The sequence below is a fragment of the Bordetella sp. H567 genome, from assembly GCF_001704295.1.
Lineage (GTDB): Bacteria > Pseudomonadota > Gammaproteobacteria > Burkholderiales > Burkholderiaceae_B > Bordetella_C.
In genome coordinates this window covers 3,860,271-3,875,421 of the sequence record NZ_CP012334.1, presented here as the reverse complement: position 1 = coordinate 3,875,421, position 15,151 = coordinate 3,860,271, and the positions used below count along the sequence as shown (strand labels likewise).

Genomic DNA, 15,151 nt, shown 5'->3' with positions numbered 1-15,151 from the left:
TACTTGCACCGCAATGCACCATCCTTTTGAAAAGCGACCATAACAAGGTGTCGAGGTGACTGCCCATCCATCCGCAGCATGGCCCGTCCCGGTCGGTGTCGCACCGGACATCCTGGCGCAGATACAGGCGGACTTCTCCCGCGACTGGCAGCGCCTCGCCGACGATGCCCGCGCCGGCCGCCTGGAACCTCCCTCCGACAAACGGTTCGCGGGCGAGGCCTGGCGCCGCAGCCCCCATCACCTCGTCATGGCCCATGCCTACCTGCTGTCCGCGCGCGCCCTGCATCGCATGGTGGACGCCGCCAGCGTCAGCGAGGCACTGCGCGACCGGCTGCGGTTTTCCATCATGCAGTGGCTGGACGCGATTGCGCCGTCCAATTTCTTGGCCTTCAATCCCGATGCCCAGGAATCCGTCCTGGCCTCGGCCGGCAAGGCGCTGAACGAAGGCCTGGCCAACCTGCTGAACGATCTGGGCAAGGGCCGCATCACGCAGACCGACGAAAGCCAGTTCGAAATCGGCGTCAACGTCGCGGTCACGCCCGGGCAGGTGGTGTTCGAAAACCCGCTGTTCCAGCTGATCCAGTACACGCCCTCGACGCCAACCGTGTACCAGCGGCCCCTGGTGATCGTGCCGCCGAATATCAACAAGTTCTATGTCCTGGACCTGCAGCCCGCGAATTCCTTCGTCCGCCACGCGGTGGAGGCGGGCTTTACGGTGTTCATGATGTCGTGGCGCAATCCGGTACCCGCCGACGAAGACGGCGTGGACCGTGCGCAGTGGGACGACTACTTGGAAAACGCCGTTCTTCCCGCGCTGCGCATGGCCGGGGAGATCACCGGCCAGCCCCAGGTGAACGCCCTGGGCTTCTGCGTTGGCGGCACGCTGCTGGCGTCGGCCCTGGCGCTGGCGCATGCCCGCGGCGAAAGGCCGGTGGCGGCCTTGACGCTGCTGACCGCCTTGCTGGATTTCCGCGACACCGGCGTGCTGAGCGTGTTCGTGGACGAAACCCATGCCCTGCTGCGCGATCGCCTGCTGGGCGGCGGCGGCTTGATGCCCGGTCGCGAACTGGCCACCACCTTTTCCTTCCTGCGCCCGAACGAACTGGTGTGGAATTACGTGGTGGACAACTATCTCAAGGGCCGCAAGCCGCCGGCCTTCGACCTGTTGTTCTGGAACGCGGACAGCACCAATCTGCCAGGACCGTTCTTCGCCTGGTATTTCCGTAATACCTATCTGGAAAACAACCTGAAGGTGCCGGGCCGCTGCGTCGTGGCGGACGTGCCGCTGGACCTGACCAGCCTCGACATGCCGGCCTACATCTTCGGTTCGCGCGAGGATCACATCGTGCCGTGGACATCGGCCTATGCTTCCACGCAATTGCTGCGCGGCACCCAGCGTTTCGTCCTGGGCGCATCCGGACACATCGCGGGCGTCATCAATCCGCCGGCGAAGAAACGGCGCAGCTACTGGACCACCGCCGCGGGAAACGGAAACGGCAACGGCGACGGCAACGGAAATGCCATGCTGCCCGGCGATCCTTCCGCCTGGCTGGCGCGCGCGGAAGAACATCCCGGCAGCTGGTGGCCCGACTGGACAGCCTGGCTGGCCGGCCATTCGGGCCGGCAGGGGAAGGCGCCGAGCCGTATGGGCAGCGCGGAACATCCGCCCATCGAGCCCGCGCCGGGGCGCTATGTGAAGGTAAGAGCCATGTAATGCGGCTGGGCGTGCAGGCAGCACCCACCGGCAAGACAAAGACATACAGGCAGGACCCACGGGCAGCACATTCGAAGTGCGGCAGCACACAGGAGAACATCGATGAGCGGAAAACTGGCATACGTGACCGGTGGCATGGGCGGTATAGGAACTTGCATCTGCCAGCGCCTGGCGAAGGACGGCTTCCGCGTGGTCGCGGGATGCGGGCCTAGCCGCAATTACGAGCAGTGGCTGGATGAACAGGCGGCACAGGGCTATACGTTCTATGCCTCCGTCGGCAACGTCGCGGACTGGGATTCAACCGTCCAGGCTTTTGAAAAAGTCCGCGCCGACTATGGCCAGGTGGATGTGCTGGTGAACAACGCCGGCATTACCCGCGATGGCCTGTTTCGCAAAATGTCGCTTGATGACTGGCGCGCCGTAATCGACACCAACCTGAATGGCGTGTTCAATGTGACCAAGCAGGTGTTGGAGCACATGGTCGACCGCCAATGGGGCCGGATCATCAACATCAGTTCGGTCAACGGGCAGAAAGGCCAGTTCGGGCAGACCAACTATTCCACCGCCAAGGCCGGCATCCACGGTTTCACCATGGCGCTGGCCCAGGAAGTCGCCAACAAGGGCGTTACCGTGAACACGGTATCGCCGGGCTATATCGGCACGGACATGGTGCGCGCCATCCGTCCCGACGTCCTGGAAAAAATCGTCGCCACCATCCCGGTGCGGCGCCTGGGCACGCCGGAGGAAATCGCGTCCATGGTCTCGTGGCTGGCCTCGGATCAATCGGGCTTCGCCACAGGCGCTGACTTTTCCTTGAACGGCGGTCTGCATATGCATTGAACCGGCGAGCGCGCCGGGCCGCAGGGGTCCGGTGCCATGATCGCGGCAAGCAGGACTAAGATATAGGCCGTCGCACAGGCCCCGCGGGCGGCCGTATCGACCGATGTCACATCCATAAGTACAACACGATCGACCCGAGCAGGGGACAACCATGACGCAAGCCCAAGCAGGCGCCAGTACACGCCTGATCAAGAAGTACCCGAACCGTCGCTTGTACGACACGCAGACCAGCACGTACATCACGCTGGCGGATGTCAAGCAGCTGGTCCTCGCCAACGAATCCTTCCAGGTCGTCGATGCGAAAAGCGGCGACGACCTGACCCGCAGCATCCTGCTGCAGATCATCCTGGAAGAAGAAGGCGGCGGCGTGCCGATGTTCTCGTCGAACATGCTGGCGCAGATCATCCGCTTCTATGGGCATGCCATGCAGGGCATCATGGGTTCCTACCTGGAGAAGAACATCCAGGCTTTCATGGAGATCCAGGAGCGCATGGCCGAGCAGTCCAAGGGACTGTACGGCAACCAGTTCGGCCCCGAGGCCTGGACCCAGTTCATGAATGGCCAGGCCCCCATGATGCAGAACATGATGAACAGCTACATCGAGCAGAGCAAGAACCTGTTCGTGCAGATGCAGGACAAGATGCAGGACCAGACCCGCTCGATGTTCTCGACCTTCCCATTCCCTGGCGCGGCCCAGGGCAACCGGGGCAAGTAGGGCGGGAGCCGGCAAAAATCGAAAGGCGGCTGCCCGCCCGCCAATAGGGGCGGGCAGCCTTCCACCTTCCGGCCCGCCGGTTCAACCTCCCTTAAACGAATACTGCCGGGCCGCCGCGTACGCGGGCAGGCGCGGCAGGGGAACCACCGCAAGCAATCCCGGTCCTACCGCTCCCCTGGCGCCCCGTAGACCGCCGTCCTGGCAAAGGGTGGGGGCCCCGGCAGGGAGTTCGCCAAGGATGAGATAGCCCGCCATCGGCATGAAAACAGTTCTTGTTTGCATTCATCCTTGCTTTTCCCTATGCTTTCAACTTTACGGTCGCATGACGGCGGAACTCCGCCGGAAGGAAATTCGATGATCAGACAGGCCCTCGCTCTGGCTGCCGGCCTCGCCCTCTGCGGCGCGGCCCACGCAGCCGAATACCCCATCGGCAAGCCCGTGGAGAAGGGCGGCATGGAAGTCGGTGCGGTGTATTTGCAACCCATCGAAATGGATCCCCCCGGGGTCATGCGGGCGGCCCGGGACTCGGACATCCACCTGGAAGCCGACATCCATGCCACGGCCAACAATCCCACCGGCTTCCCGGAAGGCGAGTGGATGCCTTACCTGGTGGTCAAGTACGAACTCCAGAAGGTAGGCAGCGACAAGGTGCAACAAGGCATGCTGATGCCCATGGTCGCCAACGACGGCCCGCACTATGGCGAAAACGTCAAGCTCGATGGCCCGGGCAAGTACAAGCTCAAGTTCTTCATTTCCCCGCCCACCGCCGATGGCCACAATCACTTCGGCCGCCATGTGGACAAGGAAACCGGCGTGGGCCCGTGGTTCGCGCCATTCGAACAGGACTATGAATTCGTCTACGCCGGTACCGGCAAGAAGGGTGGCTACTGATGAAGCGCGCGGCCCATGCATGGCTGCCGGCGTTCGCGCTGGCCCTGCTGTGCGCGGCGGGCCCGGCCCGCGCCGACGACATGCCGACGTTCCAGCTCACCTTCAAGGCGGACGGCACCTTCGAACCCGCGCGGCTGGTCGTTCCGGCGGGCCGCTTCAAGATCGAATTGAGCAATGAAAGCAAGGAGCCGGTGGAATTCGAAAGCATTCCGCTGCGCAAGGAAAAAGTGCTGGGACCCGGCGTGAAGTCCTTCGTCGTGATCACCATTTCTCGGCCCGGTGAATATCCGTTCTTCGACGATTTCCACCAGGACGTCAAGGGCACGCTGGTCGTTCAACCCAAGGATTGAAACGGGCGTACCCGCGCCCCCTCGATGTCATGGAACAGGTCTCTTTTATCGTTTGGCGCGAATCCGTCGAAGCCCTGCTGGTCGTGGGCATCCTGTATTCCTGGCTGCGCGCCACCCCCGAGGGCCGGCGCGGGCTGCCTTATCTTTGGGGCGGCGTGGCGGGGGGCCTGGGGCTGGCTGTCGCGCTGGCCCTGGTCCTGCTGGGCGTTTCGTCCTGGCTGTCCGATACCGGACAGGAATGGTTCCAGGCGGGCATGGCGCTGGTGGCCTGCGCCCTGGTCGTGCAAATGGTCTTCTGGATGAAGAAGCATGGCCGCACGCTGAAGGGCGAACTGGAAAGCGGCGCGCGCGAATCCGTGCGCGACGACAACTGGTGGGGTCTGCTGATTCTGGTCGTGATCGCGGTGGCGCGCGAGGGCAGTGAAACGGTGGTGTTCCTGTACGGCACGGTATCGGCCGGGGCGGAAGGCAGCAGCGCGTGGATGCTGGGGCTGGCGGGCCTGGCGGGCTTTGCCGTCGCCTTGCTGACCTTCTGGCTGCTGCAGCTGGGCGGCAAGCTGATTACGTGGCGGCGCTTCTTCCGGGTGACGGAAATCCTGTTGCTGCTGCTGGCCGGTTCCCTGCTGGTGGGCGGCCTGGACCACCTGATTTCGCTGGGCGTGGTGCCGCCGCTGGTGGATCCGATCTGGGACAGCAGCCGGCTGCTGAATGACAGCACTGGCGTGGGCAAGATCCTGGCCGATTTCGCGGGCTATCGTGCGTATCCGGCGCTGACCACCGTGCTGGTGTGGGCGGCCTACTGGATCGTGGTGTGGGCGCTGCTGCGGCGCGCCGGTCCGGCGGCGCCTCGTCCCGCCGGGGCGGCGGCGTCGGCCAGCGCGCGATAATGGCGGCCGCGATAAGCCGAATATCTGTAAAGGTGGGACCATGGCTGTAGCAGTAGCGCGGGCAACTGTCCGCGTGGCCGATTTCCTGCGTGACCATGCCCCTTTGCTGCGCAAGCTGCAATGGGGCATTGTCGCGTTATATGCCTTCCTGCTGATCGTGCCGGCGGCCATGCCGCTGCCGGGCAATACCGCGTCGGTGTTCAACAACCTCACGGTGGTCGCGCAGTTCGCCTTCTGGGGCATATGGTGGCCTTTCGTGCTGGTTTCCATGCCTATCCTGGGGCGGGCCTGGTGCGGCCTTTTCTGCCCCGAAGGCATGCTGACCGAATGGGCCAGCGAGCACGGCAAGGGCCTGGCCATTCCGCGCTGGATGCGCTGGGGCGGCTGGCCTTTCGTCGCCTTCGCCCTGACCACGATCTACGGCCAGCTGGTCAGCGTGTATCAGTACCCGCTGGCTGTCCTGGCGGTCCTGGGCGGGTCCACGGCGGCGGCCATGGTGGTGGGATGGCGCTACGGCCGCAGCAAGCGCGTCTGGTGCAAATACCTGTGCCCGGTCAACGGCGTATTCAACTTGCTGGCCAAGCTGTCGCCGTGGCATTTCAAGGTGAACGAGGAAGCGTGGCGGCATCCAGTCATCCGCATCCAGGCGGTGAACTGCGCGCCCCTGGTGCCGCTGCGCCATATGAAGGGCGCCGGCGATTGCCATATGTGCGGACGTTGCAGCGGCTACCGCGGCGCCATCGCGCTGACCCCGCGTTCGCCCGAAGCAGAGATCGTCGACGTGGCACAGGGCGATGCCTGGCAGACCGCGCTGGTGGTGTTCGGCATGATGGGCATCGCCATGGGTGCGTTCCTGTGGAGTGCCAGCCCCTGGTTCGTGACCATCAAGCAGGCCGCCGCCACCTGGTTGATCGACAAGGACATCATGTGGCCGCTGGCGGACAACGCCCCGTGGTTCATCCTGACCCATTACCCGGAAGTCAACGACGCCTTTTCCTGGCTGGATGGCGCCACCATCCTGTTCTTCATCGCCGCCACCACCGCGGTGGTCGGTGGTGCACTCTATGCGGCGCTGTGGCTGGCCGACCGCCTGCTGCCGGCGGTGCAAGGGCGGTCGCGCTGGGGCGGGGCCGGCCTGCACAAGCTGGCGCAGCCCTTGATCCCGGCCGCCGGCATCGGCGTCTTCCTGGGCCTGTCCGCCACCACCATTACCCTGCTCAAGCATGAAGGCGTGCACGCGCTCTGGGCCAATCCCGTGCGCTTTACGCTGCTGACGCTCGCCGTGGGGTGGTCCCTGCGGCTGGCCTGGCGCGTCATGGGGCAGCGCACGCCATCGATCGGCCGCAGGCTCGCGGCATGGCTGGTGTTTGCCGCCGGGATGGTGCCGTTCTGCCTGGCCTGGGTCTTGTTCTTCGTGACGTGGTGAGAACCTACCGCTACCGCATCCTGAACGTCTTCGCCGAAACCACCTTCGGCGGCAATCCCTTGTGCGTGTTCGAAGACGGCAGCGGCCTGAGCGATGCCGAAATGCAGGCGCTCGCGCTGCAATTCAATCTATCCGAAACGACGTTCATCCTGCCTTCGCGCTCGGCGACGGCGCGGGTGCGGATTTTCACGCCCGGCTACGAAATGCCCTTCGCCGGCCATCCTACCCTGGGTACGTCGCACGTGGTGCGCGCGCTGACCGGCGTGGGCGATAGCCTGACGCTGGAGATGCGGGCCGGCGTGGTGCCGGTGCAGGCACAGGGCGATACCTGGACGCTGGTGGCGCCTGGCGGGGGCGCGCCGGAAGTGCGCCGGCCGGTGTTGCCTGCCGCCACCATTGCCGCTCAATTGGGCGTGTCCACGGACGACCTGCTGTCCGAGCCGCTGTGGCTCGATACGGGCGCGCATCAATTGCTGGTACCGCTGAAGTCGGTGGAAGCAGTGCGCCGGGCCAGGCCCGACGCAGCGCGCCTGGATGAATGGGAAGCCAGCAAGGCGAGCCGCCGGGTGGCCTATGTATTCGCCTTCGACCTCCGGCTGGACGATCCCGCCGGGCACGCGCATCGCTCCGGCGATGGGCGCCGCCCGCATGGCGGCAACGCGGACCCGGGGGAGGGCGGCGATGGAAGCCCGCCCCATGGCGGTAATGGCGTGAACCACGTGCTGGCGCGCTATTTCTTCGTGAAGCCGGGCGGCGGCGTGGTGGAAGACCCGGGTACCGGTTCGGCCTGCGCCAACCTGGGCGGTTGGTGCGTCGCCACCGGCCGATCCCTGCCGTTGCATATCCGTGTGGCGCAGGGCGAACAAGCCGGCCGGCCATGCGTCATGGGGTTGCGGGTCACGGCCGACGGCCGAATCAGCGTGTCGGGGCAAGTGCTGGAATTGGGCAGCGGAAGCATCAAGCTGCCCTGACGCCAGCCCGGGCTGGACGTACGCATCCTTGATATGCGTCGATGACAGCGGTGTCGGGCCGCATCTTTACGCGAAATCAAAATAAAAAGCACGGTTTGCAAAGACCGGTATTTGGCGCCCCTGTTATTTTCGCCATCATCGTCTTGCGTTGCGCCGACATGGGCTCTCTAGTGGGCTGGGCGTATTGCGAGGGGTGGTCAACGGGAGAAGGGCACCATGCAATCCGACACCGGAAAACGCGTCCAGTTCGAGAAACTCGCACAAATTCCCATACCCGTAGGACTTACGGACGAGGAAGGACTTCCCGCCTGCTTCCTGGACGGCATCAAGCCTTCTCCGGATTCCAGCTACGTCTCGGCCGCACTCGTCGGCCAGGTGTCCGGCGATGGGCTCGGGATAGTTGGCCTCGAACTCCTCGACGGGATCCCGAACTTCGCGATCCTCCAGGCGCCGCCCGTATCGCCGGCGACCTTGTCGACATGGCCGTCCGGCTCAAGGATGGATGCCGCATGCGGCGTAAGCGACGGCAGGGTAGCCTTCGCCGTTCGGGACAGCAACGTCGTCGTCTTGCAGGTGCATAACAGCCCGGCCTCGGCGAAATGGGGCTGGGACCTGGACTGCACCATCGTATTCGACGACAACGTCGGGAAGGTCCAGCAGATGCTGGAACGGGATGGCGTGATCTACGGGTTTACAAAGGATGTGTGGGGCGCGAACAATGCATTCTTTTCTGTCGAGGTAAAAGACGGCGCGACACCGGCTGTTTACTACTATGGTGGCTCGCCCGCCCAGGGCTTCTTCTATAAGACGAAAGGACTCGAGGCGTCGAACAACATGATGATGCGGCGGATCTGGTCGGCCCGACGCTCGTAGCGAGCGCTCCGCCGCCTCATCTTCGGGCTATCGATGTCGCCACCGATAAGCCACTCCTCGTGACGGGCACCCCGCCTCCGGAAATGGACATTATTACGTTGCCGTCGGCGTGGGCTGACAGCGTGAATAATCTTTACTACCTATCCGGCTTGGGAACGGTTCCCAAGGACGGAAGTGCTTTGAACGTGGGCGTATACCGCGTTTCCCTGATCTGACGCCGCTTCTTGACCCGCTCCCAGGTAAACAAACGGCCGCCCCGCGACGGCCGTCTATCTTCGGGTATGGGGCCTTTACTTCCGGCTCTTCGTCGCATCGACCTTCAGGTTGTTCTTGACCTGCTTGACGCCTTCGACGCCACGCGCGGCATGCGTGGCCGCATCGCTTTGCGCGGCGGATGCCACCGTGCCGGTCAGCGTGACGACGCCATTATTGGTTTCCACGGCGACGTCCAGGGCGCTCAGCGACTTGTCGGCGACGATCGCGGCCTTCACCTTGGTGGTGATGACCGTGTCGGACGCGTATTCACCGACCGATTCCTTGGGTTTGCCGTTGGCGTTGGTCGTGTCCGCGGCGTGGGCGGCCGGCAGGGCGCCGGCACCCAGGGCCAGGACGGCGCTGATGAAGAGTTGGCGGGTACGCATAGGCGTTTCTCCTTGTGCAGTTTTAAGGGGACCGAATTCCGGCACTATCGTCGGAATATGCCACCCAGGACGGACAGCAGCGCCAGGACGAGGAAAACGATGAAAAGGATCTTCGCGATGCCCGCAGCGCCCGCGGCGATGCCGCCGAAGCCCAGCACGGCGGCGATGATGGCGATGACGAAGAAAACAGCGGCGTAGTACAGCATGGTTTGCCTCCCGATTCGGAAAAGCGCCGGGCTCGCGATGCGACCTGGCGTGGCCTCGATGCCCGGCCGGTGTGGCTGGGCGTACGGGTTAGCAACACGCTACGTGCCCGGCCCCATCAGGATCAAACGCGGATGTGGGCAAATGTAAACGGCGTAGCGTTGAGGACGGTCTTAGCCGCATGAGGGCACCGCTGTTACAACTGCGCAACCCTTGTCCGGGTTTTGACGGATACGGGTAACAGTCGCGCGGCCGACGCGAGCCGCCCTGTGCGTGCGGTCGCGCGGCCGCCCCCGGGAGCTTGCCCTGGGCCTACGGTCAGCCTACGCCCCGGCTTCCGCCACCCGCATGGCGATATGCGCCAGCGCTTCTTCCACCTGGTCGACCAGGATCAGGCATAGATCGCCCGCCTGCAGGCGCGCCAGCGCGGTATCGATGGCGACGAATTCGCCGTTGATTTCGGTCGAATAGGCGGTGCGGCTGGCATGGCGCAGGCCTTCGCGCAGCAGGGCGATGACTTCGCCGTCGGCGCGGCCGCGTTGGCACTGGTCCTCGTACAGCAGTACGTCGTCGAAGGCTTCGCCCAGGATCTCGGTCTGACGGCGGATGTCCTCGTCGCGGCGGTCGCCGGCGCCGCTGATCACCACGGACCGGCGCGCGGCCGGCATGGCTTCCACGGCCTGTACCAGCGCGGCGATGGCGTCGGGATTGTGGCCGTAGTCGGCGATGATGGTGGCGCCCCGGTAGTCGAAGACATTGAAGCGGCCCGGTGCGGTCGCGGCATCGTTGACGAAGGTCTTCAGGCCCTGGCGGACGTGTGCCCACGGGGTCTCCAGCGCCCAGGCGGCACCGATGGCGGCCATGGCGTTCTCCACCTGGAAGGCAATGCTGCCGCCGCGCGTCAGCGGTATATCCGCCAGCGCGATTCGCTCGGTTTTCGAGCCTTGCGCGGCGACCAGGTGCTGGCCGTCGCGATAGACCACCCGGCCTCCTCGCGCGCGATGCGTGGTCATGCGCGGATGCTGGCCGTCCAGTGCGAAGAAGACGATGCCGCCGGGACAGCTGGCGGCCATCTCCGCGACGATGGGGTCGGCCGCGTTCAGCACGGCGTAGCCGGAGGGCTGGACATACTGCACGATGACGCGTTTGACCACGGCGAGGTCTTCGACCGTGCTGATATAGCCCAGGCCCAGGTGGTCGCCCATGCCGATGTTGGTGACGACCGCCACATTGCAGCGGTCGAACGCCAGGCCTTCACGCAGGATGCCGCCGCGCGCCGTTTCCAGCACGGCGGCGTCCACGTCCGGATGCGCCAGCACGCTGCGCGCGCTGCGCGGGCCGCTGCAGTCTCCCGTATCGATGCGCCGCGCGCCGATGTACACGCCATCGGAATTGGTCATGCCCACGCGCGTGCCGTCCTGGCCGAGCAGGTGGGCGGTCAGGCGCACCGTCGTAGTCTTGCCGTTCGTGCCGGCCACCGCCACCACGGGGATGCGGCCGTCTTCGCCGTCCGCGAACATGTTGGCGATGATGGCTTCGCCCACCGCGCGGCCCTTGCCGAAGGAAGGCGTCAGGTGCATGCGCAGGCCCGGCGCGGCATTGATTTCCACGATGGCGCCCCGCTGCTCTTCCAGCGGCAGGTGCATGGTCTCCGCCACCACGTCCACCCCGCACAGGTCCAGCCCTATCATGCGCGCCGCGGTCACCGCGCGGGCCGCCAGTTCGGGATGCACTTCGTCCGTGACGTCCGTGGCCGAGCCGCCGGTGCTGAGGTTGGCATTGTTGCGCAGGACCACGCGCGCGCCCGCGGACGGAATGGAGTCCACGGTGTAGCCTTGCTTGGCCAGCGTGGCGATCGCGATGTCGTCGATGCGTATCTTCGTCAGCGAGGTGGCGTGGCCGTCGCCGCGCAGCGGATCCTGGTTGACCCGGTCGACCAGCTGGCGCACGGTATGCACGCCGTCGCCGGACACCTGGGGCGGGTCGCGGCGCGCGGCCGCGACCAGGGTGTCGCCCACGACCAGCAGGCGGAAATCATGGCCGGGGATATAGCGTTCGACAATGACGTCGCGGCTGATGTCGGCGGCGGCGGCATAGGCGGCCGTGACCCGCTCGCGCGTTTCGATGTTGACCGCGACGCCACGCCCCTGGCTGCCGTCGCGGGGCTTGACCACGACGGGGCCGCCCAGTTCCTGGGCCGCGGCCCAGGCGTCCTCCGCGCTGGATACCGTGCGCCCGAACGGCACCGGCACGCCGGCGGCGTCCAGCAGCATCTTCGTCAGGTCCTTGTCCTGCGCGATGGATTCGGAAATGGCATTGGTGCGGTCGGTCTCGGCCGCCTGGATACGGCGTTGCCGCGATCCCCAGCCGAACTGCACCATGCTGCCTTGCGTCAGGCGGCGATACGGGATATTGCGCGTGACGGCGGCATGGACGATGGAGCCGGTGCTGGGACCCAGGCGGATGTCCTCGTCCAGTTCGCGCAGGCGGTGCAGGGCGTTGGCCAGGTCGAAAGCGGTGTCTTCGCGCGCGGCCACGCATAGTTGTTCGGCCAGCTCCAGCGCCAGCCGGCCGACGGCTTCCTCGGTGTATTCGACGACGACCTGGAACACGCCCGGCTCTATCGTGGCCGCGGTGCGGCTGAAGGTGACCCGACAGCCCGCATGGGCCTGCAGCAGCAGCGCCACGCGTTCCAGCACGTGGGCCATCGACACCGTCCCTTCGTCACCTTCGGGACGCAGCAGCCCCAGCTGCGGAAAGCGCGCGCGCAGGCGCGGTTCCAGGGGGGGCAACTGATCGATGGAGCATTCGAGGTCGTCACAGGCGACGATGGCTTCGATGGCGGTATTGCGGCTCCACAGGTTGGGGCCGCGCAGTGCGCGTATGCGGGAGACTTCCATGCGGTATTCCTGTCGGCCGGATCGCCGGGACGGCGGCGGCATAGTCCTTAGTTCTGCTCGATCCAGAGTCGCAGCATATGAAGCGAAGCTTCGGCGCTGCCCTCGTCGCACTGCATGATGATGAAATCGCCGGGACGCACGCTGTCCAGCACCGTGCGCATCGCCGTGGCGTGGTCCGGCTCGTCCACGATGGACGTGGCGCGCCCGCCTTGCTGCGCGCCGGCGCGCAACAGGCCGCGCGCCTGGCCGACCGGACGCGCGCTCGGCACGGTCGTGTCGTCGTACAGCACCACCTGGTCGAAGGAGGCACCCAGCAGGGCGCCCTGGTCCAGCAGGTCCTGGTCGCGGCGGTCCTTGCCGGCGCCGTAGACGATGCGGCGCCGGCGCGCCGGGAAGCGCTCCGCGGCGGCCACCAGCGCGCGCAGCGCGGACAGGTTGTGTGCCCCGTCCACGACCACGGTCGCGTCCTTGCGGTCGACCGCCGTGAATTGCCACGGCGCGTCCGCGCGATCGATATCGAAGGTCTCGACGCCGACACGGATGATGTCCGCCGGGACGCCCAGGGCCCAGGCCGCGCCGACCGCCGCCAGCACGTTTTCGATCTGGAAGAGCACGCGTCCCTCTTCGGTCAGGGGGATGGCCCCCAGCTCGGTGATGCGGGTTTCGCGGCTGCCGTCGGCCAGCACGACGTGGCCGTCGCGCACGAAGACCGCGCGCTTGCCCGATGCCACGTGCGATGCGATGGCGGGCAGGCCCGGGTCGATGCCGAAGAACACCACGTCGCCGTCGCATAGCGCGGCCATCTCGACCACGCGCTCGTCGCGCGCGTTCAGCACCGCGGTACCGGTGGGCAGCACCACGTCGACCTGCGTGCGCAGGACGTTGTACATGCCGTCCAGGTCGCGGATGTCGTGTTCGCCCAGATGGTCGCCTTCGTCGATATTGGTCACGATGCCGACCTGGCAGCGGTCGTAGGCCAGGCCCTGGCGCAGGATGACGGTGCTGCTGTTTTCGATGACGGCCGCATCGACGGAGCGGTTCAGCAGGACGCGCCGGCCCGTGGCCCAGTCGCCGCGATCGCCTCGTTCGACCTGGCGCTGGTTGAAGTACAGGCCTTCGCTGCACGCCAGGCCGACATGCCGGCCCCACAGCTGCAGCAGGCGCGCCGTCAACCGCGCCACCACGGTCTTGCCGTTGGTGCCCGTGACGCCGACGACCGGAATGCGACCGTCCTCGCCGTCGGGGAACAGGTAATCGATGATGGCCTTGCCCACGGGGCGTGGCTTGCCGTCGGCCGGCTTCAAGTGCATGAGCAAGCCCGGGCCCGCATTGACTTCCACGATGGCGCCGCGCTGTTCCTCCAGCGGGCGGGAGATGTCCTCCGCCACCAGGTCCACGCCGGCGACATCCAGGCCGACGATGCGCGCCGCCAGCGTGACGGCGTGGGCGACCTCGGGATGGACCAGATCCGTGACGTCGAAGGCCACGTTGCCGTTGCGCTGGATCATCACTTCCCGGCCGGCCGGGGGCACGCTGTCGGCGGCCAAGCCCTGGCGGGCGATTTCCAGCCGGGCGGCGGAATCCAGCCTGACCTTGTTCAGCGGGCAGTCCTCGCCGCTGCCGCGCCGCGGATCGGTGTTGATCTGCAGCTCGATCAGGTCTTCGACGGTGTGCTCGCCATCGCCGACGATCCACGCAGGCTCCCCGCGCGCGGCGGCCACCATGCGATCGCCGACGACCAGCAGGCGGTGTTCGTTGCCGGATACGAAGCGTTCGACCAGGACGCCGCTGCCTTCTTCCTGGGCCACGGCATAGGCCGCCTTGACCTCTTCATGGCTGTTCAGGTTGGTGAAGACGCCGCGGCCGTGATTGCCGTCGTAGGGCTTGACGACCACCGGCAGGCCAATGTCCTGCGCCGCTTCCCAGGCCGCGTCCTCCGACTCGACCAGGCGGCCTTCGGGCACCGGCACGCCGCATTCGGCCAGCAGGCGCTTGGTCAGGTCCTTGTCGCGCGAGATCCCTTCGGCGATGGCGCTGGTGCGGTCGGTTTCGGCCGTCCAGATGCGGCGCTGGCGCGCGCCGTATCCCATCTGCACCAGGTTGCCTTCGAACAGGCGGATATAGGGGATGTCCCGGTCGTCCGCGGCATCGACGATGCAGGCCGTGCTGGGGCCCAGGCAATGGCGGTCCACCATGCGGCGCAGCCGCGCGACGGTGGCGTCGACGTCGAAGGGGCGGTCTTCCATGGCCGCCATGACCAGGTCGCGCGCCTCGCCGAGCGCGGCGCGGGTGACGTCTTCGTGCCAAGCCCGCACGATCACCTTGTAGATGCCCCGGGTGGCCGTTTCACGGGCCTTGCCGAAGCCGCCCGGCAGGCCGGCCAGATTCTGCAATTCGAGCGTGACGTGCTCCAGGATATGGGCCGGCCAGGTGCCCTCGCGCAGGCGCTGCAGGAACCCCCCGCGCACGCCGGGGCTGCAGCGATGCTCGATCAGTGTCGGCAACCACGTCGACAGGCGCTCGTAAAAACCGGGAATCGTGTTGGAGGGATAATCCTCCAGTTCGCCGATATCCACCCAGGCTTCCAGCACGGGGCGGTATGTCCAGATGTTCGGGCCGCGCAAAGCCACGACATCGAGAAATTCAATGTCTTTCTTTTTCATGTTCTAATTTGCCGAAAATTCCGATGGCGAACGGAAGAAATTCCTGGGCTTTGGGCGGTTCGTGGTTATCCCGTGT

The 15,151-nt window shown here is 66.0% G+C and carries 13 protein-coding genes; 9 read left to right on the top strand and 4 right to left on the bottom strand.

From position 1 onward, the window contains the following. Positions 1-55 precede the first annotated feature (55 nt). The 9 genes from phaC (at position 56) to AKI39_RS17400 (ending at position 8,667) form a co-directional block, all read left to right on the top strand. Complete coding sequence (gene phaC, locus AKI39_RS17440) at positions 56-1,714, top strand: class I poly(R)-hydroxyalkanoic acid synthase (protein WP_066638797.1); 1,659 nt, start codon at positions 56-58, stop codon at positions 1,712-1,714. A 102-nt stretch (positions 1,715-1,816) separates the two neighbouring features. Next, positions 1,817-2,554 carry an acetoacetyl-CoA reductase gene (gene phbB, locus AKI39_RS17435; RefSeq protein WP_066638794.1) on the top strand — a complete coding sequence of 246 codons (738 nt, stop codon included), beginning with the start codon at positions 1,817-1,819 and terminating at the stop codon, positions 2,552-2,554. Between the two features lie 151 nt (positions 2,555-2,705). Next, positions 2,706-3,269 carry a polyhydroxyalkanoate synthesis repressor PhaR gene (phaR, locus tag AKI39_RS17430; protein ID WP_066638791.1) on the top strand — a complete coding sequence of 188 codons (564 nt, stop codon included), beginning with the start codon at positions 2,706-2,708 and terminating at the stop codon, positions 3,267-3,269. A gap of 354 nt (positions 3,270-3,623) precedes the next feature. After that, on the top strand, positions 3,624-4,160 hold the full coding sequence (locus AKI39_RS17425) for an iron transporter (RefSeq protein WP_066638789.1): 537 nt from the start codon (positions 3,624-3,626) through the stop codon (positions 4,158-4,160). After that, on the top strand, positions 4,160-4,510 hold the full coding sequence (locus AKI39_RS17420; RefSeq protein ID WP_066638786.1) for a cupredoxin domain-containing protein: 351 nt from the start codon (positions 4,160-4,162) through the stop codon (positions 4,508-4,510). Before AKI39_RS17425 ends, AKI39_RS17420 begins: the two co-directional genes overlap by 1 nt. 29 nt (positions 4,511-4,539) lie before the next feature. Further along, positions 4,540-5,397, top strand: a complete 858-nt coding sequence (locus tag AKI39_RS17415) for an FTR1 family iron permease (RefSeq protein WP_066638783.1) — start codon at positions 4,540-4,542, stop codon at positions 5,395-5,397. Positions 5,398-5,437: 40 nt separating this feature from the next. Next, positions 5,438-6,823: a 4Fe-4S binding protein gene (locus tag AKI39_RS17410; protein WP_066638780.1), complete on the top strand. Its 1,386-nt coding sequence runs from the start codon at positions 5,438-5,440 to the stop codon at positions 6,821-6,823. Continuing rightward, positions 6,820-7,794 carry a PhzF family phenazine biosynthesis protein gene (locus tag AKI39_RS17405; RefSeq protein ID WP_066638777.1) on the top strand — a complete coding sequence of 325 codons (975 nt, stop codon included), beginning with the start codon at positions 6,820-6,822 and terminating at the stop codon, positions 7,792-7,794. Before AKI39_RS17410 ends, AKI39_RS17405 begins: the two co-directional genes overlap by 4 nt. Positions 7,795-8,010: 216 nt before the next feature. Further along, the gene (locus tag AKI39_RS17400) at positions 8,011-8,667 is read left to right on the top strand and encodes a hypothetical protein (RefSeq protein WP_066638774.1); all 657 of its coding nucleotides are present in this window, start codon (positions 8,011-8,013) and stop codon (positions 8,665-8,667) included. 290 nt (positions 8,668-8,957) lie between these two features. On the opposite strand, the gene AKI39_RS17395 is transcribed toward AKI39_RS17400, so the two are convergent. From AKI39_RS17395 to cphA (AKI39_RS17380), 4 genes are all read right to left on the bottom strand, one after another. Continuing rightward, positions 8,958-9,308: a BON domain-containing protein gene (locus AKI39_RS17395; RefSeq protein ID WP_066638771.1), complete on the bottom strand. Its 351-nt coding sequence runs from the start codon at positions 9,306-9,308 to the stop codon at positions 8,958-8,960. Positions 9,309-9,352: 44 nt separating this feature from the next. Next, a complete protein-coding gene (locus AKI39_RS17390; protein ID WP_066638768.1) occupies positions 9,353-9,514 on the bottom strand; it encodes a DUF1328 domain-containing protein in 162 nt (53 codons plus the stop codon). A gap of 321 nt (positions 9,515-9,835) precedes the next feature. Then, positions 9,836-12,412 carry a cyanophycin synthetase gene (gene cphA, locus AKI39_RS17385; protein ID WP_066638764.1) on the bottom strand — a complete coding sequence of 859 codons (2,577 nt, stop codon included), beginning with the start codon at positions 12,410-12,412 and terminating at the stop codon, positions 9,836-9,838. A gap of 47 nt (positions 12,413-12,459) precedes the next feature. Beyond that, positions 12,460-15,075, bottom strand: coding sequence for a cyanophycin synthetase (gene cphA, locus AKI39_RS17380; RefSeq protein WP_066638761.1), 2,616 nt, complete (start codon positions 15,073-15,075; stop codon positions 12,460-12,462). Positions 15,076-15,151: the final 76 nt, after the last annotated feature.

Bases quoted from the DNA above. Each gene is read 5' to 3' on its own strand.
- phbB (WP_066638794.1), top strand. From the start codon at position 1,817: ATGAGCGGAAAACTGGCATACGTGACCGGTGGCATGGGCGGTATAGGA.
- phaR (WP_066638791.1), top strand. From the start codon at position 2,706: ATGACGCAAGCCCAAGCAGGCGCCAGTACACGCCTGATCAAGAAGTAC.
- AKI39_RS17425 (WP_066638789.1), top strand. From the start codon at position 3,624: ATGATCAGACAGGCCCTCGCTCTGGCTGCCGGCCTCGCCCTCTGCGGC.
- AKI39_RS17420 (WP_066638786.1), top strand. From the start codon at position 4,160: ATGAAGCGCGCGGCCCATGCATGGCTGCCGGCGTTCGCGCTGGCCCTG.
- AKI39_RS17415 (WP_066638783.1), top strand. From the start codon at position 4,540: ATGGAACAGGTCTCTTTTATCGTTTGGCGCGAATCCGTCGAAGCCCTG.
- AKI39_RS17410 (WP_066638780.1), top strand. From the start codon at position 5,438: ATGGCTGTAGCAGTAGCGCGGGCAACTGTCCGCGTGGCCGATTTCCTG.
- AKI39_RS17400 (WP_066638774.1), top strand. From the start codon at position 8,011: ATGCAATCCGACACCGGAAAACGCGTCCAGTTCGAGAAACTCGCACAA.
- AKI39_RS17395 (WP_066638771.1), bottom strand. From the start codon at position 9,308: ATGCGTACCCGCCAACTCTTCATCAGCGCCGTCCTGGCCCTGGGTGCC.
- AKI39_RS17390 (WP_066638768.1), bottom strand. From the start codon at position 9,514: ATGCTGTACTACGCCGCTGTTTTCTTCGTCATCGCCATCATCGCCGCC.
- cphA (WP_066638764.1), bottom strand. From the start codon at position 12,412: ATGGAAGTCTCCCGCATACGCGCACTGCGCGGCCCCAACCTGTGGAGC.
- cphA (WP_066638761.1), bottom strand. From the start codon at position 15,075: ATGAAAAAGAAAGACATTGAATTTCTCGATGTCGTGGCTTTGCGCGGC.